The organism is Grimontia celer (genome assembly GCF_900055185.1).
Taxonomy (GTDB): Bacteria; Pseudomonadota; Gammaproteobacteria; order Enterobacterales; family Vibrionaceae; genus Enterovibrio; species Enterovibrio celer.
Map to the genome: position 1 here is coordinate 749,749 of NZ_FIZX01000001.1, position 25,649 is coordinate 775,397.

At 50.2% G+C, this 25,649-nt stretch carries 22 protein-coding genes and 1 riboswitch; of the genes, 11 read left to right on the forward strand and 11 right to left on the reverse strand.

Annotation, left to right across the window (positions count from 1 at the left end; all coding sequences use genetic code 11):
- Window positions 1-2: 2 nt before the first annotated feature.
- From GCE9029_RS03405 to GCE9029_RS03420, 4 genes are all read right to left on the reverse strand, one after another.
- Window positions 3-3,131, reverse strand: a complete 3,129-nt coding sequence (locus GCE9029_RS03405) for an efflux RND transporter permease subunit (protein WP_062661033.1) — start codon at window positions 3,129-3,131, stop codon at window positions 3-5.
- The gene (locus tag GCE9029_RS03410) at window positions 3,128-4,858 is read right to left on the reverse strand and encodes an efflux RND transporter periplasmic adaptor subunit (protein ID WP_062661034.1); all 1,731 of its coding nucleotides are present in this window, start codon (window positions 4,856-4,858) and stop codon (window positions 3,128-3,130) included. Before GCE9029_RS03410 ends, GCE9029_RS03405 begins: the two co-directional genes overlap by 4 nt.
- A 13-nt stretch (window positions 4,859-4,871) precedes the next feature.
- A complete protein-coding gene (locus tag GCE9029_RS03415) occupies window positions 4,872-6,248 on the reverse strand; it encodes a TolC family protein (RefSeq protein WP_062661035.1) in 1,377 nt (458 codons plus the stop codon).
- 86 nt (window positions 6,249-6,334) lie between these two features.
- Window positions 6,335-6,724, reverse strand: coding sequence for a hypothetical protein (locus GCE9029_RS03420; protein WP_062661036.1), 390 nt, complete (start codon window positions 6,722-6,724; stop codon window positions 6,335-6,337).
- Window positions 6,725-6,906: 182 nt separating this feature from the next.
- Window positions 6,907-7,004: riboswitch (TPP riboswitch) on the forward strand.
- Between the two features lie 66 nt (window positions 7,005-7,070).
- On the opposite strand from GCE9029_RS03420, the gene thiD reads away from it, so the two are divergent.
- From thiD to kch, 4 genes are all read left to right on the forward strand, one after another.
- Window positions 7,071-7,916, forward strand: coding sequence for a bifunctional hydroxymethylpyrimidine kinase/phosphomethylpyrimidine kinase (thiD, locus tag GCE9029_RS03425; RefSeq protein ID WP_062661037.1), 846 nt, complete (start codon window positions 7,071-7,073; stop codon window positions 7,914-7,916).
- Window positions 7,917-7,929: 13 nt separating this feature from the next.
- The gene (gene thiM, locus GCE9029_RS03430) at window positions 7,930-8,715 is read left to right on the forward strand and encodes a hydroxyethylthiazole kinase (RefSeq protein WP_062661038.1); all 786 of its coding nucleotides are present in this window, start codon (window positions 7,930-7,932) and stop codon (window positions 8,713-8,715) included.
- Between the two features lie 14 nt (window positions 8,716-8,729).
- Window positions 8,730-9,353 (forward strand): thiamine phosphate synthase, encoded by a 624-nt coding sequence (gene thiE / locus GCE9029_RS03435; RefSeq protein ID WP_197475341.1) that lies wholly within the window; start codon window positions 8,730-8,732, stop codon window positions 9,351-9,353.
- Between the two features lie 128 nt (window positions 9,354-9,481).
- Window positions 9,482-10,690 carry a voltage-gated potassium channel protein gene (kch, locus tag GCE9029_RS03440; protein ID WP_082804261.1) on the forward strand — a complete coding sequence of 403 codons (1,209 nt, stop codon included), beginning with the start codon at window positions 9,482-9,484 and terminating at the stop codon, window positions 10,688-10,690.
- On the opposite strand, the gene btsR is transcribed toward kch, so the two are convergent.
- From btsR to GCE9029_RS03455, 3 genes are all read right to left on the reverse strand, one after another.
- Entirely contained in the window at window positions 10,687-11,415 is a 729-nt protein-coding gene (btsR, locus tag GCE9029_RS03445) for a two-component system response regulator BtsR (RefSeq protein ID WP_062661040.1), read from the reverse strand. The genes kch and btsR overlap by 4 nt on opposite strands.
- Window positions 11,409-13,106 (reverse strand): sensor histidine kinase, encoded by a 1,698-nt coding sequence (locus GCE9029_RS03450; protein ID WP_062661041.1) that lies wholly within the window; start codon window positions 13,104-13,106, stop codon window positions 11,409-11,411. Before GCE9029_RS03450 ends, btsR begins: the two co-directional genes overlap by 7 nt.
- Before the next feature lie 97 nt (window positions 13,107-13,203).
- Window positions 13,204-14,688 (reverse strand): carbon starvation CstA family protein, encoded by a 1,485-nt coding sequence (locus GCE9029_RS03455; RefSeq protein ID WP_062661042.1) that lies wholly within the window; start codon window positions 14,686-14,688, stop codon window positions 13,204-13,206.
- A gap of 385 nt (window positions 14,689-15,073) precedes the next feature.
- Here GCE9029_RS03455 and GCE9029_RS03460 point away from each other — a divergent pair, with 385 nt between their 5' ends.
- Window positions 15,074-15,367 (forward strand): winged helix-turn-helix domain-containing protein, encoded by a 294-nt coding sequence (locus tag GCE9029_RS03460; RefSeq protein WP_062661043.1) that lies wholly within the window; start codon window positions 15,074-15,076, stop codon window positions 15,365-15,367.
- A gap of 61 nt (window positions 15,368-15,428) precedes the next feature.
- Here the strand turns inward: GCE9029_RS03460 and fabV are convergent, their stop codons facing one another.
- From fabV to mobB, 3 genes are all read right to left on the reverse strand, one after another.
- Window positions 15,429-16,625, reverse strand: coding sequence for an enoyl-ACP reductase FabV (gene fabV / locus GCE9029_RS03465; protein ID WP_062661044.1), 1,197 nt, complete (start codon window positions 16,623-16,625; stop codon window positions 15,429-15,431).
- A gap of 10 nt (window positions 16,626-16,635) precedes the next feature.
- On the reverse strand, window positions 16,636-17,091 hold the full coding sequence (locus GCE9029_RS03470) for a methylglyoxal synthase (protein ID WP_062661045.1): 456 nt from the start codon (window positions 17,089-17,091) through the stop codon (window positions 16,636-16,638).
- 224 nt (window positions 17,092-17,315) lie between these two features.
- Window positions 17,316-17,897 carry a molybdopterin-guanine dinucleotide biosynthesis protein B gene (gene mobB / locus GCE9029_RS03475; protein ID WP_062661046.1) on the reverse strand — a complete coding sequence of 194 codons (582 nt, stop codon included), beginning with the start codon at window positions 17,895-17,897 and terminating at the stop codon, window positions 17,316-17,318.
- A 388-nt stretch (window positions 17,898-18,285) separates the two neighbouring features.
- On the opposite strand from mobB, the gene GCE9029_RS03480 reads away from it, so the two are divergent.
- The 6 genes from GCE9029_RS03480 to GCE9029_RS03505 all read left to right on the forward strand — a co-directional run bounded on the left by GCE9029_RS03480 (window position 18,286) and on the right by GCE9029_RS03505 (window position 24,944).
- Window positions 18,286-18,786, forward strand: coding sequence for a hypothetical protein (locus GCE9029_RS03480; protein WP_062661047.1), 501 nt, complete (start codon window positions 18,286-18,288; stop codon window positions 18,784-18,786).
- Window positions 18,787-18,838: 52 nt separating this feature from the next.
- On the forward strand, window positions 18,839-19,948 hold the full coding sequence (locus GCE9029_RS03485) for an endonuclease/exonuclease/phosphatase family protein (RefSeq protein ID WP_062661048.1): 1,110 nt from the start codon (window positions 18,839-18,841) through the stop codon (window positions 19,946-19,948).
- 220 nt (window positions 19,949-20,168) lie between these two features.
- Complete coding sequence (locus GCE9029_RS03490) at window positions 20,169-21,167, forward strand: BMP family lipoprotein (protein ID WP_062661049.1); 999 nt, start codon at window positions 20,169-20,171, stop codon at window positions 21,165-21,167.
- 141 nt (window positions 21,168-21,308) lie between these two features.
- Window positions 21,309-22,853, forward strand: coding sequence for an ABC transporter ATP-binding protein (locus tag GCE9029_RS03495; protein WP_062661050.1), 1,545 nt, complete (start codon window positions 21,309-21,311; stop codon window positions 22,851-22,853).
- Window positions 22,850-23,968 (forward strand): ABC transporter permease, encoded by a 1,119-nt coding sequence (locus tag GCE9029_RS03500; RefSeq protein WP_046303509.1) that lies wholly within the window; start codon window positions 22,850-22,852, stop codon window positions 23,966-23,968. The genes GCE9029_RS03495 and GCE9029_RS03500 overlap by 4 nt, the downstream gene beginning before the upstream one ends.
- Before the next feature lies 1 nt (window position 23,969).
- Entirely contained in the window at window positions 23,970-24,944 is a 975-nt protein-coding gene (locus GCE9029_RS03505) for an ABC transporter permease (protein ID WP_062661051.1), read from the forward strand.
- A gap of 69 nt (window positions 24,945-25,013) precedes the next feature.
- On the opposite strand, the gene speG is transcribed toward GCE9029_RS03505, so the two are convergent.
- Complete coding sequence (speG, locus tag GCE9029_RS03510; RefSeq protein ID WP_002539068.1) at window positions 25,014-25,538, reverse strand: spermidine N1-acetyltransferase; 525 nt, start codon at window positions 25,536-25,538, stop codon at window positions 25,014-25,016.
- Window positions 25,539-25,649: the final 111 nt, after the last annotated feature.

Sequence of the window (25,649 nt, forward strand, 5' to 3'; positions counted from 1 at the left end):
TGTTATGCGTTTTGGGTGACTTCTTTGTTTTTCCAAAGCTTGAAGATGGCTGGGAGAACCAGCAGGGTAAGTAACAGAGCAGACGCCATGCCGCCAATCATTGGCGCAGCGATACGCTGCATAACCTCAGAGCCTGTGCCTTCACCATACATGATGGGGATAAGGCCAATGATGACTGTCAGCACCGTCATCATGACCGGACGGACACGTAAGCCTGCGCCTTCTCGAATGGCGTCAGTTAAATCCGTCATCTTGAGTGTTTGGCTTTCTTCCTGAGCATGGAGTTTGCGGTAATGCCAAGCCTGATTGAGGTAAACCAGCATGATGACGCCAATCTCGACGGCAACACCGGCGAGAGCAATAAAACCAACACCAACAGCGACAGAGAAGTTGAAGCCGAGGTAGTGCATCAGCCACAGGCCGCCGACCAGAGAGAGCGGCAGGGTAGCCATGATGATCAGTACTTCACCGACACGGCGAAAACTCATGTAAAGCAGCAGCATGATGATGGCGATCGTCACAGGAACAACAACGCTCAAGCGTTCTTTGGCACGTTCCATGTATTCGTATTGCCCTGACCAAGCGAGTGAGTATCCCGCTGGCAGTACCAACTTTTCTGCGACGGTTTGCTGTGCTTCTGCCACATAAGAGCCCAGATCCCGGCCATCGATATCGACAAACACCCAGCCGTTAGGACGCGCGTTTTCCGTTTTGATCATCGGTGGGCCATCTTCGTAGCGAATATCTGCGACATCCGCCAGTGCAATTCGTGCACCGTTTGGTGTCACCAAAGGCAGCTCCTGAAGCTTGACCACTGAGTCGCGGTAATCTTGCGGATAGCGCACGTTGATGGGGTAGCGCTCTAAGCCTTCGATGGTCTCGCCGACATTCATGCCACCCACTGCAGTAGTAATCACCTGCTGAACATCTTTGATGCTGAGGCCGTAACGGGCGGCGGCACGACGTTTAATGTCGATGGTGACGTAACGCCCGCCAGCAACGCGTTCTGCGTAAACTGAGGCTGTTCCTTCGACGCCATTAAGGATTGGCTCAAGTTGGGAGCCAATGGTTTCAATCACCGCTAAATCTGGGCCCGCGATCTTAATACCAATCGGTGTCTTGATTCCTGTTGCGAGCATATCGATGCGGGTTTTGATTGGCATTACCCAGGCATTGGTTAATCCGGGGAATTTCACCAGATCATCGAACTCTTTACGCAGTGAATCTGTCGTGACGCCGTCACGCCATTCTTCGCGAGGCTTCAACTGAATAACCGTTTCAATCATGGTCAGCGGGGCAGGGTCAGTCGCGGTCTCAGCACGGCCAATCTTGCCCCAGACAGATTCCACTTCAGGTACGGTTTTGATCAGCTTGTTAGTCTGTTGCAGCAGTTCGCGCGCTTTACCGATGGAAATGCCAGGGTAAGTGGTTGGCATGTACATCAGGTCGCCTTCATCCAGCGGTGGGATGAATTCGCTGCCGAGCTTACTGGTGGGGTAGTACGCCGACGCCATCAGAGCTATTGCTACCACAATCATGGTTTTCGGGAATTTCAGGCTGAGGTTCAACAGTGGGCGATATAGCGCCACCAAACCGCGGTTTACCGGGTTCTTGTTCTCAGGCAGTACCTTTCCGCGAATGAAGTAACCCATCAACACAGGCACGAGTGTGATCGCCAAACCCGCAGCGGCAGCCATTGCGTAGGTTTTGGTAAATGCCAGCGGCGAGAACATCTTGCCTTCCTGACCTTCCAGAGCGAACACGGGGACAAAACTCAGCGTAATGATCAGCAGTGAGAAGAACAGTGGCGCACCGACTTCCTCTGCCGCTTTGCTGATCACCTGCCAGCGATTTTTGTCCGTCAGCGGCGTTCGTTCAATGTGCTTATGGACGTTCTCTATCATCACGATAGCGCCGTCCACCATGGCACCGATGGCAATAGCGATACCGCCTAACGACATGATGTTGGCGTTAATGCCTTGCCAGTGCATCACGATAAACGCAGACAGAATTCCGATGGGTAAACTGATGGCGATAACCAGCGACGAGCGGATGTGGAACAGGAACAGGGCACAGACCACCGCAACCACGATGAACTCTTCCGCGAGCTTCTTCCAGAGGTTCTCAACGGCCGCATCAATAAGCGTCGAGCGGTCATAGGTTGGGACGATTTCCACACCTTCCGGCAAGCTGCGTTTGAGGTCTTCCAGTTTCGTTTTAACGTTGGCAATCACCTCGCTGGCGTTCTCGCCAAAGCGCATGACAATCACGCCACCAACCGCTTCACCTTCACCGTTAAACTCGGAGATACCGCGGCGCATTTGCGGGCCGATGTTGATGTCCGCGATGTCACCCAGCAACAGAGGCGTGCCTTTGTCGGTGACCTTGATAGGCAGTGATTGAATATCCTCCACGCTGGAAAGGTAACCCGTGGTGCGCACCATGTGCTCGGCTTCGGCAATTTCGATCACCGACGCGCCCGCTTCTTGGTTGCCGTTCTGGATTGCCATGTTGACCTGTTGCAAGGTCAGGTCATACGCTCGCAGTTTGGCAGGGTCAATTTGTACCTGATATTGCTTCACCATGCCGCCGACAGTGGCCACTTCTGACACACCTTCGACCGTTTGAAGCTCGTATTTCAGGAACCAATCCTGCAAGCTGCGAAGTTCAGCCAGATCGTGTTGCCCGGTTTTATCCTGCAACACGTAGCTGTAAATCCAGCCCACACCGGTAGCATCCGGGCCAAGGGTGGGCTTGGCATTTGGTGGCAGTTTGGGTGCAACCTGGCTTAGGTATTCCAACACACGGGAGCGAGCCCAATACATGTCGGTATCATCATTGAAGATGATGTAAACGTACGAGTCACCAAAGAAAGAATACCCGCGTACGGTTTCCGCGCCCGGCACCGCCAACATCGCGGTAGTGAGTGGGTAGGTGACCTGATCTTCCACTACCTGTGGCGCTTGGCCGGGATAGGTGGTTTTGATGATCACCTGAACATCAGACAAATCAGGAATGGCATCAACAGGCGTATTTTTTACGCTGTAGAGACCACCCAATGTCAGGAATAAGGTCGCGACCAACACCAGAAAACGGTTGGCAATCGACCAGCGAATAATTGCGCCAATCATTGATTACCTCCATTCAGCTCCAGCGCTTTAAGTGTGTAGTCAGAACCATTTTTCTGAACCTGAAAACGTACCGTCTGACCTTCTGCAAAACTGCCAAGGTCAACGTCTCCATCCACCGAGAAGTTCATTTCTCCTGCTTCCCAGTTCCACTCATCTACCGGCTTGTGGTTGAGTGTGATCATGCCGAAATCTGCCATCAACATGGAGATATCGCCGACGACCCAAACTTCATTTGGTGTTGTGCTTTCACTGACTTTGTAATCAACGATTTCGTATTGACCGGAAGCGCCTTTCTGCATCTCGAAGTCGATTGCCTGACCTGCAGAGAAGTCGCCCATTTCGATGCCTTCTGCAAAGGTGAAATCCATCACCATGCCCGGCCAGTTCCATTCTGGAACGGGTTCATGGTTGATGGTCAGCATGCGGTGGCCTGCCATCACGTTAGTGATTTCGCCTTTTGCCCACTGAGTTTCTTGTGGTGGTTCTACACCGTTTATTCTGGCGAGATCGGCAGATTGGCTAGACTCAGAATCCAGCATGAAGTGCGCAGAAGTGACAATGCGATCTTGCTCTGTCAGCCCTTGCAGCACCTCGATCTTATCGCCTGCTTCGCGACCAATCTCGATGCGGGCAGAGCGATATTTCCCTTCACCTTCGGCTAATACAACGCGGGTCATACCGCCAGAGCGGATCACTGACGACTTAGGAATGGTTACCACTGCTTCATCGGTCACTGGTTGCAACGCGATATTGGCGAACATGTTGGGTTTGAGATCGCCATCCTGATTCGAGAATTTCAGGCGAACGCGAAGGGTACGGGTTTTTGGATCCAGAATCGGATAAACGTAGTCGACCTTACCTTGCCACTCCTGACCGGGAATCGCGTCGAGTGTCATGGTGGCTTTGCTGCCTGCTTTCACCCAGTGCGCCTGACGTTCGAAGACTTCGGCATCAACCCAGACTTCTTCCAAAGGGCCAGCACTGATCACGGCTTGTGCAGGTGAGAGATAACCCCCTTCTCGAATGTTTAGGCTTGCGATGACACCGTCAGCGAGTGCTTTTACTTCAATAGTTTGTGAGGCTTTGCCACGCTTTTTAATTTGCTGGATCTGTTCGCGGTCGACGCCAAGTGAAACCAGACGTTCGGTCGTGCCTTTAACGAGACCATTTCGGCCAGTGCGGTAGGCGTTGAGCAGTTCTTCCTGCGCTTTGACCAGTTCAGGAGAGTACAGCGTGAAAAGCACATCGCCTTTACTGACTTTCTCTCCGACTGCGTTGATGTAAAGTTTCTCAACCCAGCCCGCGACACGGACGTTGGTTTGCCATAGCAGGCTCTCATCGAAGGCGATGTAACCGACGGTTTCGATGCGTGGAGATAGTTGAGATAACTCAACGGCTGCCGTTTTCACGCCAAGGTTATTTTCAACCGCAGGATCGATTTTCACTGTGCCGGGTTTGTCGTTACCCCCAGCCAGGTCTTCGGCATAAACCGGGATCAAATCCATCCCCATGGGTGACTTGCCGGGCTTATCTCGCTGATAATTAGGGTCCATGGGGGCAACCCAGTACAAGGGCTCGTCTGAGCCTGCAGATGAAGTGCTTTCCGCCATGGCCGACATATCATGGCTGTGTGCCGAAGAGAGGTGCCCTGCCATAAATTGATTCGCTCTAAACCCAATCACGCCACCGATCAGTAACGCCAATGTGGCTACTTGCATTGTTTTCATTGTTATTTCCCCGTTATTGATGAGCGTTTCTTGTTGTTGGTTGTGCGATATTCGGCGTTTCGACGCGGTAGTCAAAGCCACCCAGCAAAGCAGCGAGGTTGCTATTCACTAAGTTCAGGTCAGTGATAAGGCGCTGTTTTTCCAGCGCGAGTGTCAGCTCATCGCTGGCAGCGGCAATCACATCGCTGAACTGTGCGGTGTTGTTCTGATATCCACGTTCAACGGCTTGAGTACGCGCCTTTGCTTGTTCAGTCAGGGTGTTTCGGTAGCGCTCCAAACGCTGTTCCAGGTTTTCCCTGTCAACGAGCAAGGCATTCACCTTGGCGTTCATCTGTGCGAGGAGAAGATCTTTCTGGGATTTGGCTGCACCTACCTGGTACTGGGCAGCAGCATGGTTTTTATCCTGACGGTTATCCGTAAACAGCGGTAAATCCATGGTCAGGTAAGCACTGACTAAATCGGATGCTGGTTGGCCGTTCATGCCGTTTGCCTGTCGGTAGGCATACATGACTTCAACACCAAATTGCGGTGCGTAAGCTTGCTCGGTAATTTCTACCAGCGTTTCGCTGGCTGAAATGGCGGCATCGGTCATTTTGACCTTAGGGTGATCGACCAATAGTGCGTAATGCTCTGTGCCGTCTGAGCGTTCAATGCGTTGGTTTAGGTGTAACCAATCGAGTTGGTTTGACGTGAGAAGTTGACCATTTTGTGCCAGCCATTCTGTACCCAGCCACTCGGAAAGCTGCGAGGTAATGCGGCGCTGCATTTGGGCATTGGCCTGAAGCTTTTCATCCAGCTTGCTCACTTGCAGTTGGGCATTCAGTAGATCCTGCGCTTCATTCTTACCAATCGAATAATTGGTTTGAATGAAGTTGGCCAGTTCGCGCATCAGGCGTTGGTTTTCTTTCAGGATATCTTCGGCTTGTTGCTGATACCCCAGTTCCAGCCAAAGTTGGGTAACACCATTGGCAATATCGCGCTCGCGGGCGTCGACTTGAAGTGACATACCGTCAGCCTGGTGATTGGCTTTTCTTTGCTGTAGCGAGAGGGTTTCACCACGTTCGAATTGTTGCATCAGACCCAAAGAGATATTGGTCATTGGGTCTTGGTCGAACTGAAAACTGTCGATAGGCAGCCCGCCGAACCCGACTTTAAGTTTCGGGTCCATCAGTGTTGCGCTGGCAATGCCGGTTTCACGCATGGCTTGAGATTGCGCATAAAACTGTTTGCGACTGGCATCGTAGCGCAGCGCCTGTTCAATCAACTGTGTCAGAAAGTCTTGCTTTGCCGTTATCTCAGCTGATGTTGCCACGCTGTGGGCAAAAACAGGTGCAGAGACAGAGACCAGAGCACATACCGACAAAGCCAGTAAGCTTGGTTTGAATTTCATAACTAAATCCATTTCTGGCGTCGAAAAGCGACGCGAAAACACACTCAGCGCCTTATTTCGGGCGCAATAAGGTCAAGATGATGGATTTAGGATATTGGAGGTCTGTAGAGAGACTGTGGTTGATAGACCGTCGGGGCTGACAGGTCGGTATTCATCAGTGCCAGTTTGGCCTGATTGAGGGGGGATGTTTGATGGTCTGTGAATAGCGCAAAAGCAGAGAAGCAGGTTGCTGGGCAACAGTTGTGGTCCATGCCTGCTGCTGAGCCGCAGTCAGGGGCAGAGGCTTCGGTCATCATGGTGTGACTGGCATGCGGGTTAGCCATTTGCTCTTTCATTTCGCAGGCGACAACAGGCTGATGATGTTGCGTCATCATTTCCATTGCATTCATTGGGGAGCCAGATGCAATAGCCGACACCAGCATAGCAAGCAGGCTGATGATGGATATCCAGTATTTTCTGAGAGAAGAAATACGCATCTAACTTCAATAGCGAAACGACATTAGATCCAGAATAAACCTTCCCCCTACGGTAAGGTCAATGGCTTTCAATATCACTCGCTACAGATTGCTGGTTTTTCCCACCAGTGAGTGGCTCTCCACAGAACAAAACGTTGAATCTTACTTAGTGATTGCGCTAAACACCGAACTTGTTACTATCAGAGAAATAGTCGGGGAGCCATTTGGCTGAGAACGCATCGCGTGACCCGTTGAACCTGAGGCAGTTAGTACTGACGTAGGGAACTATGATTTCGAACGATATGCATTCCTTCGGATTTCTTCTATCGCTCGATCTCCGTTCCCTGAGTCTTTAAAGGGAACCCATATGAACACATCTTCCAATCCCATATCATCAAAAAGCACTCCTATTGTGTTGACCATTGCTGGTTCTGATAGCGGTGGGGGCGCAGGTATTCAGGCAGATATCAAAGCCATCTCTGCGACAGGCAGTTATGCCTGCTCGGTGATCACAGCAATTACCGCACAGAACACCCGTGGCGTGTCTGCCATTTTTCCTATCCCTATCGAGCACGTTGCCTACCAATTGGATGCGGTGTTTTCCGATCTTAATGTGGTCGCGGTGAAAGTCGGTATGTTGGCAGATGCCAATATCATCAAAGTCGTCGCAGAAAAAATCCGCCATTATCGCCCTCAGTATCTGGTGGTTGACCCTGTGATGGTCGCAACCAGTGGCGATTTGCTGTTGAAACAAGAGGCCATCAGCACGCTGAAAAGTGAACTGCTGCCGTTGGCCAATATCATTACGCCCAATTTGCCGGAAGGCTCCGCATTAACAGGCGCGGAGGTGCCCCAAACCGAGCAAGAGATGAGTGAGATGATTGCAGACCTGCGCGCTCTGGGTGCTGGGTCGGTGCTTTTGAAAGGTGGGCATTTGGAGTCCGACGAAAACAGCAATGACCTTTTGATTTTCGAAGACCACGTAGAAACTTTCTCTGCCAAACGCACGCAGACCAAAAATACGCACGGCACAGGTTGCACGCTGTCTTCGGCTATTGCGTCGTATCTGGCGCAAGGCAATGAGTTAAGTCAGGCTGTAGCTCTGGCCAAACACTATATCTCAGAGGCCATTTCTCACGCGGACGAACTCGAAGTCGGGCAGGGCCACGGCCCGGTAAATCACTTTTACCAAGGACACGGCGCGGTGCGCTGAAAAGGAGCAGGCGATGAACACAGAAACGATCGTAGCGGCACTTAAACAGGTTAGAGAGTCCAAACCGCTGGTGGTGAACATTACTAACTATGTGGTGATGAATAACTCTGCCAACGCGTTGCTGGCGCTCGGTGCGTCCCCAATCATGGCGCACTCCCAGAAGGAAATGGCAGAGATGATGTCATTTGCCGGTGCCTTGGTGATCAATATCGGTACGCTGGACAGCGCTTGGACGCCGCGCATGATTCATGCTGTTGAGCAAGCCAACCTGAATAAGAAAACCGTGGTGCTGGATCCTGTCGGTTGTGGAGCCAGTGCGCTTCGCACCGAGACATCAAGACAAATCGCAGCCTGGGCTGAATCCCTCATCATTCGGGGCAATGCCTCAGAAATCATTGCATTGGCCGGAGAGCGAGCGCAAAGCAAAGGTGTGGATGCGCTGGACAGCAGCGAAGCCGCACTTGGGGCAGCGCGGCATTTGGTCGAAGCTTACAACTGTAACCTTGTGGTCTCTGGCGCGACAGATTACATCGTGACATCTCAAGGGGAAACCCAGCTCAACAACGGCCATGAAATGATGCCTTACGTCACGGGTATGGGGTGCTCGCTGTCTGCTCTCACTGGCGCATTTGCAGCTGTCGGGGAGAAGACCGGACTTGCAGCCGCAGCCGTCATGGGCGTGGTAGGAGAAATTGCCGCTGAAAGGTCAAAGGGGCCGGGCAGTTTGCAAGTTGAAATCCTGGATGCGCTATATCAATTAGATGAAGCGACGCTTCTCAAACGCTTGAAAATCTCATGAATACGGAAAAGACGGTGAACCCATATCGCTTGTATCTGGTGACTGATGACCAACAGGATTTGGATACGTTGAAAAACGTGGTATCCGAAGCTGTGGCAGGTGGTGTCACCATGGTGCAGGTGCGAGAGAAGCACGGTGATGTCAGGGCGTTTATCGAGCGGGCAAATGCGGTGAAAGCGATTCTGGCTGGAACCGGCGTTCCACTTATCATCAATGACCGCGTTGATGTGGCTTTAGCCGTTGATGCGGATGGCTTGCACCTTGGACAGTCGGACATGCCAGCGGATATTGCCCGTGATTTGATTGGTCCTGACAAACTGCTGGGGCTGTCGATTGAAACCGAAGTCCAGCTTAAAGAGGCCGATAACTTACCTGTCGATTATCTTGGTCTCAGTGCGATATTCGCGACGCCAACAAAAACTAATATCAAGAAAGAATGGGGCATTGATGGGTTGAGGAAAGCCGTTGAGCAAAGCGGCTATCCGATTGTCGCGATTGGCGGTATCAACACCTCAAACCTTGATAAGGTGATGGCGACAAGGCTTTCAGGTGTTGCGCTGGTGTCAGCAATTTGCCACGCGGAATCGCCAAAGCGGGCGGCTGAGGAAATCCTTGCCCAAATGAACCGCACAGATTGAATCAAAGTCAGTCTTGAAAACCCGCCCAGCGCGGGTTTTCTTTTGCATCCCGCTGTCTTGCCAACAAAACATAGCGCAAGTGGGCTGAGAACTATACTCCCATCGAATTAGTCTCTCAGGTGACCAGATTGCACATTCATCTTCTTCAAAAAGCGCTCGAATTCTGGCGTCGTGTTCGTCACTCACTGGTCGCCGCATTGGTGTTTATCAATGGCTTTCTGATTTTCCGTTCCGTATGGGGGCAAAACCTCGATTTGGTGGCGCTGTTCCACATCAAAAACTTTACCGACATCAACTGGACACATGCGGTCAATGGGCCTTGGTTACTACTCGGTATGTTCTTGATGCTGAACGCCTTTGGCTTGCTGTTTCGGGCGCGGATTGCCTGGGCGGTAAGCCTGATTCTGCTGATGATTGTGTTCACCTTTACCTGGCATTTTTTCCCGCATCTCGGGGCGCATCTCTATTGGAGTGCCAGTGCTGTTTTACTGCTGATCTTGCTCAGCAAAGACTTCAACCATTCCAGCGCGACGGCTGGCGGTATCGCAGCCTTTATCAGCTTTGCCGTCTTGTTGTTTTATTCCACTTACGGAGCGCTCTATTTCGGTGAAGGCTTCCATCCTGCTATCCATGATTTGATGACGGCGTTTTACTTTTCCATGGTGACCATGACCACTGTCGGTTATGGCGACATTATTCCTCAAACCGAAGCGGCAAGGCTGTTTACCATTTCCGTCATCATCGCGGGAATCACCGTATTCGCCACCTCTTTGACTACCGTATTTGGCCCGATTATTCGGGGCGGTTTGAATAAGCTTGTGAAAGGAGTACAAAAGCCAATGAACAGGAAAAACCACTTTATTGTTTGTGGCACTTCAGTGCTGGCATCCAGCACCATTTGGCAACTTCACAAGCGCGAATTGCCCGTGACCATGGTGACGATTGAAGACGAAGATAAGTTTACCCAGATTGAGCAAAGAGTCGGGACTAAACTGGACATCATTTCCGGCGATAGCACCGACAGTGATGTGTTGCTGGAAGCGGGTGTCGAGCATTGTCATGCTGTGTTGGCCTTAACGGAAGATGATGCCACCAACGCGTTTATCGTACTTTCGGTCAAGGCGATTTCACCTGATATCAAAGTGGTCACCGCAGTGAATGACGCCAAGAATATGAAGAAAGTAAAGCGGGTGAATGCGGACGTATTGCTATCGCCTCAGCTGTTTGGCAGCGAGATCCTCGCCAGTGTGTTATCTGGGGAGCCCATCAGCAATGAACAGTTGTTGGGTATGCTGCTGCGCTCCGGTGATGGTTTGGTAAAGGAAGAGCAAGATTAGCCTGTCAGCCCAATCACTTCCTTCAGCGTTTTCAAGTAGCGACGACTGATTGGAATCGTAAACCCGCTGGCAGTAATCACTTCCGCCAGTCCGTTTTCCAGCAATTTGATTTCGCTAATGTGATTGACGCTGACCAGATACTGGCGGTGACAGCGCAGTAGCGGCGTCTTTTCTTCCAACGTTTTTAGGGTGAGTTGAGTCGTTGGCGTTTTATCTGCGGTGTGAACATGTACGCCACTGATGTCACTATACACACTCTCAACCTGATCAATTGGTATTAGCAGAATGCGGTTATGGCCAGTGCAGGGGATTTGGCACAGCTTTTCTGGTGCCAGTGCGGATAGATTCTGTGGGGCAGACTGTTTTTTCACTGTGCGGGTCAGTTTCTGCACGGTTTTGATTAAGCGGCTTGGCTCAACAGGTTTTAGCAGATAGTCAAAGGCATTCTCTTCGAATGCTTCAATGGCGTATTGATCGTACGCAGTGACAAAAACAACAAACGGCATGTTTTCCAGGTCCAGCATGGAAAGTAGTTCCAGCCCGGTGATTTGCGGCATCTGAATATCCAGAAACACCACATCCGGCTTCAATTCATTGATTTTCTTGAGGCCGATGATAGCGTTTGGCGCATCACCGACTATCTCAATCTCGCCGGTTTCTTCCAACAATGTCGCGAGTTCTTCGCGGGCAAACTGTTCGTCGTCAATGACCAGTGCGGTTAACATCCTACCTTTGCACCTGTGCTTACTTCTGAGGCCGGAATAATAAACGTCATCCGGGTGAATTGATCGGGTTCGCTTTCAATTTTCAGCGATGAGTCACGCCCAAATTGATGCTCAAGTCGTTTCGTAACAATTTCTAGCCCAAGCCCCTGGTGATTCTCCGGCGGTGGCATGAAACAACCCGCGTTGTCTTCCACTGAAATCGAAAACCCGTCAGCCGTCGGCTGGCTGAAAATACGCACGGTTCCCCCTTCCAACAAGTTTGAAATACCGTGTTTGATAGCGTTTTCAACCAGCGGCTGAAGGGTGAAACTCGGGATTTGCACATCCAGCAAACAATCGTCGATTTGTATGTCGACACTCAGTCTGTCAGTGAACCGCGCTTTTTCAATGCTGAGGTAAGCGTTCACATGGTCGAGCTCGTCGCGAAGCGACACAGAGCGAACATTTTGCTTGAGGTTGCTGCGAAAGAACTGCGACAAGTTCTGAATCAATTCGCGGGCTTTATCCGCATCGCGACGGACTACAGCGCTGATGGTATTGAGTGCGTTAAACAGAAAATGTGGGTTCACCTGAGCGTGAAGCAGTTTTACTTCCGCTTGGGTTAGTAAGGACTTCTGTTGTAGGTAGCCACTGAACAGGATTTGGCTGGAAAGCAGCTGGGCAATCCCTTCAGCCATCGACATATTGATGGTCGAAAATAGCTTATGTTTGCGTTCGTAAAGCTTGATGGTGCCGACGACGTCTTCGCCGGAACGAAGCGGAATGATGAGAGCCGAGCCAAGTTTACAATCTGCTGAGAGCGAGCATTGGTAAGGCTTTTCTGCGCCATCCAGATACATGATTTTGTTCATCTCAATGGCATCAAGCGTGTTCTGCGAAGAGATTTTGGTGTCCGGTAAGTGGTGGTCATCGCCGATGCCAACAAAGGCTAGAATCTTTTCCTTGTCGGTAATAGACACCGCACCAACTTGGGTTTCTTCATAAATAATGCGGGCTATTTTCCCGGCGGATTCGCCGTTCAAACCGTTATGGAGAATACCTACGCAGCGGTCAGCAATGGTCAATGCGCGACGGGAAAAAGAGGCAGAGTACTTTTCAAAGATGGTTTTTCGGTCCTGAAGGATGCTCATAAACAGGGCAGCGCCGCAGGAATTGGCAATGATCATTGGCGCGGCGATAGTCGAAACCAGCGCATAGGATTGGTCGAAAGGTTTTGCTACAAGCAAAAGAATCGCCATTTGCACCACTTCTGCCACAAAGGTAATACCGAATACCACCACGGGGTTGAATAGCTGGCTGACGCGGTTTCGCTTAACGAAATACACATGCATCAGACCGCCAATCAAACCTTCTGCGGTAGTGGATATCGCACAGGCTAAATCGGTAAACCCGCCCAGAGAATAACGGTGAATGCCGCCCGTTAAACCCACGAAAAAGCCAACAACAGGCCCACCAAAAAGGCCGCCCATCACAGCGCCAATTGCGCGGGTATTGGCGATGGCATCATTGATCTGAAGGCCAAAATAGGTGCCGAGAATACAAAAGCCGGAGAAGAGCACGTAACAAATCAGGCGGTGGCTTAAGCGGGATGAAATGTTTAGCAAAGGCAGGACAATCGGCGTTTTACTCAGCATATAAGCCAGCACCAGATACACGCACATTTGCTGCAGCAGCGAAATAACCAGTTCCATGGTGAACCTTTGTTTTAGTTTTCTTCATTGTATCTGCACAAAATCCAGATACAACAAGAGCCTGCTAGGCAGGCTCTTTCTCTAACGTTTTGTTATATCAGGCAGTTTTGGTCTCCACTTTTGGCTGCTCTTCATCAGCCAGGTCAGTTTCACCTTTACCTTTAGAGGTTTTAATCACGTAGCCTGCAGCGGTCAGGGCAAACAGTACGCCAGCACCGGTCGAAATATTCATTGGCAGACCAAAGCCCAATGAGCTGTTGTTCAGAATGAAGGTCACACATACAGACGTCATGAACATAGCAGGGATAGTGGTGATCCAGTGCAGCTTGTTGTGACGCAGCAGGTAAGCAGATGCAGTCCACAACATCATCACTGCTGTCGCTTGGTTCGCAAAGCCGAAGTAGCGCCAGATAATTCCGAAGTCTACCTGAGTCAGGATGCCACCGATAACAAACAGAGGCACAGCCATCATCAGGCGGTTACGCAGTGTTTTCTGTTCCATGTTGAAGTACTCAGCAAGGATAAGGCGGCTAGAGCGGAATGCGGTGTCGCCAGATGTGATAGGCAGGATAACCACACCCAGGAAGGCGATGATGCCACCGAACACACCCAGCAGGCCAAATGATGCACTGTAGACCACGTTGCCTGGGCCGCCGTTTGCGACTGCTTCATTCAGTCCCTCCAGCGTGCCGAAGAAAGACAGGGCAATCGCACACCAAATCAGCGCGATGATGCCTTCACCAATCATTGCACCGTAGAACACAAAGCGGCCGTTCTTTTCGTTTTCCATACAGCGCGCCATCAGCGGAGACTGGGTCGCGTGGAAGCCAGAGATTGCGCCACAAGCGATGGTGATGAACAGGGCTGGCCACAGTGGCATATCGTTAGGGTTCAGGTTGCTGAACATGTCGCTCACTTCAAAACCGCCCATTACTGTGTGCTCGTCAGAGAAGCCAATCGCGGTCATCAGGCCAACAGACATGAAAATCAGTAGCGCGCCGAAGAACGGGTAGAAGCGACCGATGATTTTATCGACAGGTACAATGGTCGCGATGATGTAGTAAGCGAAGATGATAACGACCATGCTGGTCATGGTGACCGTCAGGCTGGTTTGCTCGTTGATCAGGTTAGTGATCATGCCAGCAGGGGCTGAAACGAACACAACACCGACGAGAAGCAGAAGGATAATGGCAAAAATGTTCATGAAATGTTTTGCGCCGTTACCCAGATAGCGACCGGTAATCGTTGGTACTGATGCACCGCCATTGCGGACAGACAACATGCCAGAGAAGTAGTCGTGTACTGCACCTGCGAAGATACACCCCACCACAATCCAAAGCATCGCCGCTGGGCCGTAAAGCGCACCCATAATCGGACCGAAGATTGGGCCCACACCCGCAATGTTCAGAAGTTGAACCAGATATACCTTAGGGGTCGACATCGGCACATAGTCAACGCCGTCTGTTTTGGTGTGAGCAGGGGTTTTACGGTGTTCATTAACGCCGAACACTTTTTCGATAAATGCCCCGTAGAGGAAGTAGCCGCCAATCAGCGCAGCGACACAGGTGAGAAACCATATCATAGCCATTGTCCTTATTGAGTTGATTCACGGTGCCAACTCTACGGCTCGCCTGACAATGATGCATTCGCTCAGTGGTTGAGTGGTGGAATAGAAAATTAAGTGGTCGTTTAGAGGATTAAGCGGCAGTGACTTTGGTGAGTCTATGATGAGCAGTAGATTCTATAAACTACTCCATTGATATAACAGGAAAAACAGATGGTGAAATCAGTAAAATGCTGCTGGATACCATGGTGTTGCAATCCCACCTTCATATTGACGGTTAGCTCGTTTGTCGATAAGACGTGAGTTGCTGCACTAAAAACGCGGGATAACATTTTTATGCCATGCTTTGGCGTTACACTCAAAGTCAGTCTAAGTCAGGCTAAAAATCTGAAAGGGAAAGCATTTGAGTAAACCGAGCAAAACCAAAACCAGTTTCTATCGCCGCTTGCTGGTGGCGCACCTTATCGACAACGGCGTAAACACCGTCCCTAGCATCATGGATGTAACCGGCATGCCAAGACGCACCGCGCAAGACACCATTGAAGCGTTGGGTGAGTTGGACATCGAAACCGAATTTGTCGGTGCCAATAAAAATGGCGGATACCAAATCACCAATTGGGGCGCGATAAACCGCACTTGGGTGAAAAAGCATCTTGCCGAGATCAAAGCTTTGTTGGACTATCCAACGACAGGATAATCGATTGAAAATGGCAGGTTAATCCTGCCATTTTATGTTCTTATGTGAACCAAACAGAAAGCTAGGGACGAAGCGTTTTCAACGCTTCAATATCGACCTCTTGGGTGTAGTCGACAGAAGGGAATTCAAAACCGTTGAGCTGCAAAAACTCACCCAATACGCCTTTGTAATCGCCAATCTCAGCGAAGCTATCCGGCGTCATTTCGGCGAGCAGTGCGTTCACTTCTTGCTGCACATCATCACGCAGTTCCCAGTCATCAATGCGGATGAGGTTCTCCTCGTCCCGCTCAGTGTGGTTTTGCCACTTGCTATAAAACAAGCGGTTCATCTGCTCAATGCAACCCTCATGAAGCCCTTTCTCTTTCATCACTCGATACAGCGCCAGAAGATAAGGGGTCAACCCTGGTATAAACACGCTGGCTTTGGTAACGAGTGCTTTGCAAACCGCAATGTTGGCGTTGCCCTCGATGTTCTCAAGCAGAACGTTGATGTCATCACGGGTGTTGTGCAGATGGGTTTTCGCCAGCCCCAGTGTGCCTTTGTGGTAAATGGCATGAGTATGCTCAGGACCAATATAAGAGTAAGCAACGGTTTCACACCCTGTTGAAAGCAAGTTTCTCTCGCTGAGGAATTGAATCCAGCTTAACCAGTCTTCTCCACCCATTACCTTCACGGTTTCGTCTATTTCCTGCTCGGTTGCAGGCGGCAGTGAAACTTTATCCAGACTGTTTTTCTCGAAGTTAACGGAATAGCCTTCTACGGTTTCCCCAACAGGGCGAATCGCCGAACGCCAGAATTCGCCCGTTTCCGGATTAGGTCGAATGCCTGTTGCGAGGGAGTAGACGACCAAATCAACCTGACCACCCAAATCCTGTTCAATCGCTTTTGCCACTTGCTCACGGGTCTCAGCAGAAAACGCATCGCCCAAAATGTTAGTGGATATCAGTCCTGCTTTTTCAGCAGCTTCATGGAAGAAGATATTGTTGTACCAGCCGGCGCTACCAATACCTTTTTCGGACATGCCACGTTCAAAGGAGACGCCAATGGTGGCCGCTTTTGCAGGGCCAAATGCCAGTGCAATGCGGGAAGCGAGGCCAAACCCAGATGAGGCGCCCAGTATCAACACACGTTTTGGTAGTGCATCTGACGCGGATTGTTGTGAGAGTGATTTTGAAATTTGCTCAGAGATAGCGGCCTGGCAACCGAAAGGGTGGCAGCTACGTGCTACCACACCTTGAATTTGGGGCAGGATAATCATGAGATAAGGATTAAAGCCTTTCTGATAGGTACTTGTCGTAATCCGGTACTTCGATATCAATTTCGTGCGTCATCATTGGTGAGGTGATGAGGTAGTTAGCTGATGCACGGTTAATGGCTACCGGAATGTTCCAGACCGCAGCGATGCGCAGTAGTGCTTTTACGTCTGGGTCATGTGGTACGGCGCTGAGTGGATCCCAGAAGAAGACCAGAACGTCGATTTTCTTCTCACAAATCATTGCGCCCAGCTGTTGGTCACCACCCATTGGACCACTCATTAAAGAAGTGATGGATAGGCCAGTTTCTCGGCTCAGAATATTACCAGTAGTTCCTGTAGCGAAAAGTTGGTGGTGAGCAAGCGCGTCTCTGTGTTCTTTCACCCAACGCAGTAATTCTGATTTGCAGTGGTCGTGGGCAACCAGCGCAACTTGTTTATGAGGACTGACGGTGCGGGTAGTTGACTTCATATCTAACTTCTTATGCATTTTTATAAAGTCCCATTTTGAAGTTTTTAACCGAAACGGGCGACACAATAATGGGAAAAGGCAGACATAGATCGTCAATTCGCCTTATATGCATCAATTTGGCTGCTGCAATAGTATACAGGTGACGCCAATAGTCCCGACACAAATTGATTGTGGCACCGTAAGTGCGCTTATTCACGTCAATATGTTAGGCAAAATAGGTGTTTTTACAGCTCAGAATCATAAGCGAGAAATTTCTCACTTTCGGGCGCATTTGTCAGCCAGTGTTTTATGAATTCAGCAATGTCTGAAGGTTGGTTCAGATCGAGACTTGGCAACTTGAACGTATCAAAAGCATCAGGTTTCTGGTCATAAGCAACGGCGATAATATGTTGGTCGCAGGTAAAAAGGGTTGGCTTTCCATAGCTTGGCCTGTGTACTTCAATCTTCGTGAGAGTGTCATCGCGAAAACCTTCTACGAGGACAATATCAAGCCGTGAATGATCGAGTTGAACCAAACATTCTCGCAGTTCAGGCTCACGTTCTTCGTCGTCGTGATACTCAAAAAACAGCATGTGGCGTTTGGACGTTGCCAGTAAAAGTTGATCACTGCCCGCATAGCGGAGTCGATAACTGTCTTTGGTGGGTTTATCCGGTTCGATGTTGTGATGGCTGTGTTTCAAAAGCCCAACCCGCAAGCCAGACGCTCTTAAATGAGGGATAACGGCTTCGAGCAAGGTGGTTTTACCCGAGCCGCTGAATCCGGCAAAGCCAAGTACGGGTGTCAGAATGTTTGATTGGGATGTCATCTATATTGCCAATGGCTAATTTTCTAAAAATTGATAAACCGCTAATGAATATGCCATACGGTTAATGTTTTTTCGTGCAGAAAAAATGAAACGCACTACATTTAGTTTCGTATGTTAATCGTTCGCTGTTGCATATGGGTGGTAGCACAGTCGCTGATAAATCCCAGCCGAAACCGATTTATTGACAGAGTGATGGGATAAACCTCTCTACTTTGGTCAGAAATTCCACAGGTTTTTGGTCTGAGGTATACAATCAATGCTGAATACAAATGATGTGTTATTGGGATGATATTGCAGGGCAAATTGGATGCGCCCGTAGCAGTCAACCCGCGTCAGACAGGTATTCTCGCCGACCATTATGAACACAACATTATCATGGAGCGATAATATGTGGGTTACCCTCGATTTTGAAGCGTCTGGCCTCACGGAAGCTTCATATCCCATTGAAGTTGGCTACAGTTTGCCCGATGGCAACAGCGTCAGCTTACTGATCAACCCAGATACCTCTCCCGAAAACTGGCAATACTGGGATGAGTTCGCCGAAACTGAAATTCACGGTTTGAGCCGTTTCTCGCTAAAAACAGAAGGACTCTCCGTCGTAGACGTTTGCACACACCTTAATGGTGCACTTTGTTATTACGACGACGTACTGTGCGACAGCCAGTGGGATCTGTTCTGGCTGGGTCGACTGTATAAAGCCGCGCACATGCGACCAACCTTTACGCTCACGGAAGTGGGTCATTGGCTGCTGAACCATGATGGAATTAACCGGGAAGATTTTCTCACCGCGCTGGAATCACTGGGGCCTGCGCCACATCGTGCAGAGGCTGATGCCAAGTATATCCGCGAAGCCTTGTCTATGGTTCTTAGTCAGGAACGCTGTTCTTAGGGGGCTCAGAGGGTTACCATTCGCTGACTGAAAACGAGCGAGTAGTATCATCATGTCTGAGCACACATCTGAGCAAAAATCGCTGAGGTTTGCGACGTTTAATGTCGCGATGTCTGCAGATAAATCCGGCGAAGTCTTCAGCCAACTGAAAGAGGAAACATCTCGCCGTTTCACTAGCATAGCGGCCATCATTCAAAATACTCAACCAGATGTTTTATTACTCTGCGAGTTCGACCATCTCGGACATGGCGGTGATGATGGCATGCTGGCGTTTTTCCAAAAGGAATATCTGGAAAAACCACAACTCGGTCAGTCCGCTATTCATTTCCCTCACACCTACCTTTCTGCGACGAATACCGGACTACCTGTCGTTGAAGGGGATGATATCTCACTGTCACCAGAAAGAGCGCATGGATTTGCGAGACATCACGGCCAGTACGGGTTCGTTATCCTCAGTAAATACCCGCTTGATATCGAAAACAGTCGAAGTTGGCAGACGCTACCTTGGCAGGATTTTCCCGGTAGCCGCATGCCAGAATCCTACTTTCAAGCGAAGGGGTTGCAATCTATCCGCCTATCATCCAAGAACCACATTGCGCTGCCTGTCCTCGTTGGCGACCAGCGTATTCATTTAGTGGCTTGCCACCCAACACCGCCGGTTTTTGATGGACCTGAGAGACGTAACCTCAGAAGAAATGCCGATGAGCTCCGTTTGCTCCACGACATCGTCACCAACGCTGCGTTTCTCGTAGACGACAAAGGAAAGGGCGGTGGGCTGGATAACCGTGACGCCTTTGTGATCATGGGAGATCTCAATGCGGACCCCGCCAACGGTGACGGAGACAGAGCTCAAATCCGAACCTTGCTGTCTGACCCTATTCTTCATGACGTTCAACCCCATAGCGCAGGCGCTTCTTCGTGTATCTCTGACTCACGGATGAGAGGCAAAAGCCGTGCGACCCACAACCGCGGGCTAAGACTGGATTATGTGCTGCCGTCACATCATCTTAAACCTGTCGATTCGGGTGTTTTCTGGCCAAAAGTGAACGATGCATTAGCGTCATTCATCTATAACGAGAGTGGCAAGCCGGTATCAGGTCGGTCTTCCGATCACCGTCTTGTATGGGTGGATGTGATATTGCAGGGAGCTTCACAGGAGTAAACTCGTGAAAACGAGAAGGTGAGCACAGAAAATAAGGCTGGGTGTGAATGTGTTCAAGATTTCATCGCAAGCGGAACGATATTTGTCCGTACTTTGTGGATGAAATGTTAATTTGTCCTATGAATACATATATCCGAATCATATGAAGCTCTGAGTCTTCATGTGGCTAGCGTATAAATTTCTCAAATAACGGATTTCCTCAATAGATGGAGTATCAAGGATGAAAACGATCACCTCACTGGCTGCAGCAGTTACCCTGGGTCTTATGTCTGCATCGGCGTCAGCAGCTCAGTTCAAGCCTTCTGTCATTTTCGATATGGGTGGTAAGTTCGACAAATCATTCAACCAGGCGGCTTACACTGGTGCAGAAGCGTTTAAGACTGAAACAGGCATCAGCTATGGTGAGTTTGAAATCACCAATGAAGCACAGCGTGAGCAAGCGATGTTGCGTATGGCTCAGCGTGGTTTCAGCCCTATCGTTGCGGTAGGTTTCCAACAAGCACCTATTGTAGAGAAAGTGGCGAAGCAATTCCCTAAAACTGAATTCGTTATCATCGATGCAGTGGTCGATCTGCCAAACGTACGTTCTGTTGTGTTTAAAGAGCACGAAGGTTCGTTCCTGGTAGGTGCACTGGCGGTGATGAAAAGTGAAAGCGACAAAGTCGGTTTCGTTGGCGGAATGGACATTCCTCTGATCCGTAAGTTCGCGTGTGGTTACGAGCAAGGCGCGAAGTTCCAGGCAGACGGTGCGGACGTTATCCAGAACATGACGGGCTCAACACCAGCAGCATGGAACAACCCAACCAAAGGTGCAGAGCTGGCGAAATCTCAGTTCGATAAAGGTGTAGACGTAGTTTACGCTGCGGCGGGTGGTACCGGTGTAGGTGTTTACCAAGCAGCCGTTGATGGCAGCAAATATGCTATCGGTGTCGATTCAAACCAAAACTACCTGCACCCGGGCGTAATGTTGACCTCTATGGTTAAGCGCGTAGACGTTGCGGTACAAGACGCGTTCAATGACGCGAAGAACGGTGAGTTCACTCCGGGTCTGCAAGCCTTGGGTCTGAAAGAAGGCGGTGTTGACTGGGCACTGGATGAGTTCAACCGTGACCTCGTGACTCCAGAAATGGAAGCGCGTGTGAAAGAAATTCGTGATGACATCATTGCTGGCAAGATTATCGTTCATGATTACTTCAGCACGGATTCTTGCGAATATTAATTCGTGATTTTCGCCCCCGGTGGATCTGATCTCCCGGGGGCGATTTGCATCAAGAGATAGCGATTTGTCTTGCAACCTAACTTATTGCTCTCACAGGGATAATCGCTTAAGTCGTTCTTCAATTGATGCCAAGGAGCTGGCATGACACAACCCGCCATTCAACTGCGAGGGATCAACAAACGATTCGGCGCAGTTCATGCAAACAAAGACATCGACCTCACGGTAATGCCGGGCACTATACACGGTATTGTCGGGGAAAACGGTGCAGGTAAATCGACACTGATGTCGATTCTCTACGGTTTCTACCAAGCCGACTCCGGCACCATCGAAGTCGATGGGCAAACCGTAAATATCAAAGATTCCCAAGATGCCATTTCCCATGGCATCGGCATGGTTCACCAGCACTTTATGTTGGTGGAAACCTTCTCTGTTCTTGAAAACATCATGCTCGGCGCAGAAGGACACAGCCTGTTGGATGTGGCCTCGAAAAACGTCGGCGGCGCGTTGGAAAAAATTGAAGAAGAATACGGTTTGACCGTTGATTCCAATGCGATTGTCGGTGAGCTTCCTGTTGGCATTCAGCAGCGTGTGGAAATCCTCAAAGCCTTATATCGTGGCGCACGCATTCTGATTCTGGATGAACCGACAGGCGTTTTGACGCCGCAGGAAATTGAACAGTTTTTCGAGATCCTCAACACCCTTAAATCACAGGGTGTCACCATCATTCTGATCACGCACAAACTCAAAGAGATCATGGCGATCACCGATTCTGTGTCTGTCATGCGTCAGGGGGCCATGGTCGCACATCGACAAACAGCAGAAACCAATGTTGATGAGCTGGCGGAATTGATGGTGGGGCGAAAGGTTCTACTACGTGTGGACAAAACCGACGCAACGCCCGGCGAGGAGCGCCTTAACGTAAATAACGTTTCCTGGTTCGACAGCCGTGGCGTTAAGCGCTTAAAAAATCTGAACTTCAGCCTTAAAGCGGGTGAAATTCTGGGTGTTGCAGGTGTTTCAGGCAATGGTCAGTCTGAACTGCTTTCTGTGCTTTCAGGTGTCACGGTTCCACAGGAAGGGGACTTTACCTTAGCTACCTCCAAAGGCAGCCAGAAGTTCGGCAGCAAAGACAGCCGTGATGCAGGCTTAATGCGACGTTTGAGTGTGGGCCATATTCCGGAAGACCGTATCAAACAAGGTTTGGTAAAAGCGATGCCTGCCTCGGAAAGCGCGATTCTCGGCTTCCAGCATGACATTGCTTACGGTAAAGGCTTGCTCGATCCGATAGCGATTGAAAGAGCAACCAAAGACATGATGGAGCAGTACGATGTGCGTCCTGCTGATCCACAACTGAAATCCGCCAACTTCTCTGGTGGTAACCAACAAAAACTCATCATTGCCCGTGAAATGCTGCGTGAGCCAGAAGTCCTTTTGGTGGGTCAGCCTACCCGTGGTGTGGATATCGGTGCGATTGAATTTATTCACCGCAACCTGATAGCCGCCAGAGATGCTGGTGCCGCGATTCTACTGGTTTCGACAGAGCTTGAAGAAATCATGTCACTGTCCGACCGCATCATCGTATTGGTGGATGGCGAAATCACCGGCGATGTGATTGCCAAAGACATGGATGAGCGTCAACTCGGTATCTTGATGGCGAACGCCGCAGAAGAGGAGGGCGCAGCATGAATGTACCTCAACAAAGCGCCCCAATGTGGGTGAAAACCTTTCTGGTTCCTTTTATTCAGCTTTCTGTCGCGCTGGTGATTTCAAGCTTAGTGGTATTGTTGGTAGGGGAAAGCCCAACCGCAGCATTTAGCGTGATGATTCAGGGTGCGACTAATCTGGAATTTGGCGGACTGAACAACACCCTGTATTACGCGACAAACTTTGTGTTCACTGGGCTGGCAGTTGCCGTCGCTTTCCACGCGGGTTTGTTCAATATCGGCGGTGAAGGGCAGGCCTATATCGCAGGTTTAGGCATCGGCATTTTGATGCTGCTACTTGATGGTGTGCTCAACATGTGGCTGATGGCTCCATTGGCTATTTTGGTCGCGGCGGCTTTCGGTGCGCTTTGGGGCGCTGTGCCGGGGTATCTGCAGGCAAAACGTGGTTCGCACATTGTGGTTACCACCATCATGTTCAACTTTATTGCCTTCTCCGTGATGGGTTACGCGTTGGTTGAACACATCGCCAAATACGGTGGTAACTCGACTGATTCGCGCTATTTCAACCCTGAAGCCGTGTTCCCGAAACTCTATGAACTCGGCGCAAGCTATGGTCTCGAACTGCCATTCTCTCTGCTGAATCCTTCCATTCTGATTGCACTGCTGGTGGCGTATCTGGTTTGGGTTCTGATGTTCAGAACCCGCCTTGGCTACGCGATTCGCGTCGTCGGGCAGAATGCAACAGCGGCAGAGTATGCTGGTATCGACGCCAAGAAAATCATCATTATCGCGATGACCATTTCTGGTGCACTAGCAGGCTTGATGGCGGTGAATGAAGTTTATGGTGCGCAAAACCGCCTGATTCTGAACTTTACTGGTGGCTTTGGTTTCATCGGTATCGCCGTGGCACTGATGGGGCGTAACCATCCATTTGGGATTGTGGTTGCTGCATTGCTGTTCGGTGCGCTTTATCAAGGTGGTACAGAGCTGCAGTTTGAAATGCCAAGCCTGAACCCAGAACTGATTATGGTGATTCAAGGCCTGGTGATCTTCTTTACGGGAGCGCTCGACAGATTAATCCGCAAGCCGGTCGAAGGCTTCTTTATGCGCCGCAACGCGCAAGCAGAGGGGGCGTAACATGGAATGGTTTAACTGGATCCTCTCATCTGCCGACTCCACACTGCGCCTTGCTGTTCCATTGATTTTCGCAGCGATGGCTGGGATTTTTTCTGAGCGTGCTGGCGTGGTCGATATCGGCCTTGAGGGTAAAATGCTGTTTGCTGCGTTTGCTGCAGCTGCGGTTTCCTACGTGACTGGCAATCCTTGGCTTGGCCTGCTGGCAGCGATTGCTGGCTCAATGATGTTGGCGTTGGTTCATGGCTATGCGTCCATCACTCAAAAAGGCGATCAGATTATTTCTGGCCTAGCGGTGAACTTCTTCGCCTCAGGAATGACGATTACCCTCGGCCATGCTTGGTTTCAGCGTGGTGGTCAAACGCCAACGCTGCACAACGATCAGCGATTCCTTCCGGCTGAATTGCCAGGCGCTGAATGGCTAGGCGATACCATCCCTGTGATTGGTCCGCTTTATCGAGATGTCATTTCCGGTCACAACATTCTGGTGTATCTGGCCTTTATCGCAGTGATCATCACTTGGTGGGTGTTGTTCAGAACACGCTTCGGTTTGCGTCTTCGTGCGGTAGGTGAAGAGCCAAATGCGATTGATACGGCAGGTATCTCGGTGGTTTGGTTACGTTACCGTGCGGTACTGATTGCAGGTTTGCTGTGTGGCTTGGCGGGTGCGTACCTTTCTACTGCGCAGAATGCGGCGTTTGGTAAAGAGATGACAGCAGGTCAGGGCTATATTGCGCTGGCAGCGGTTATCTTCGGTAAATGGCAGCCACGCAATGCGCTGCTGGCCTGTTTGCTGTTCGGCTTCCTCTCAGCGCTGGAAACGCGTATGCAGGGCGTGTCGATTCCGCTGATTGGCGTGTTGCCAACCCAGTTGTTCTCTGCACTGCCATACGTGTTGACCGTGGTACTTCTGGCGGGCTTTATCGGCAAAGCGATTGCTCCGAAGGCAATTGGGCGACCTTACGAGAAAGAACGTTAATGGTTTAAATCAGTACAAAATAAAACGAGGGCAAATGCCCTCGTTTTTTTGTTCTTTAGCAATCTGCGGTTAAGCGTTTCGCTTTGCCAAGTAGTCATCCTGAAGAATGTACATGCGTTTAATGTCGCAGTACTCACCGTTCACGAAGATTTCCTTCACCAGATGACCTTCCTCAACGAAGCCACACTTATTGTACAAGTGAATCGCCTTTTCGTTGTTCACTGCCACATTCAGATAAACCTTGTGCAGGTTCAGAATCGTAAAGGCGTAGTTCAGGGCCTTGTTGATTAGCGTCTTCGCGTAGCCGCAACCTTGAAAATCTGGCGCGATAATAATCTGGAACTCTGCATTGCGGTGAATCGAGTTGATTTCCACCAGTTCCACAAGGCCAACTGCCTGCTTCTGCTCGTTCTCTGCGATAAAACGACGCTCAGTACTGTCGTGAATGTGCTTTCTGAACAGATCTTCCAGCTCATAGTAAGACTCATAAGGTTCTTCGAACCAATATGACATGATAGAGCGGTTGTTGTTTAGCTGGTGGATAAAGCGAAGATCGGTTTGCTCAAGGGCGCGCAATCGAATAGCGTTTTGCATACTATTTCTCGTTCTAAAGTGTCTGTTAGCGCGACTGAATTTTTGTCGGCGACGGAAGATATCACCGGATTTCGAAGTTGGGAAATGAATTGTTTTGACGTTTTGATTGCC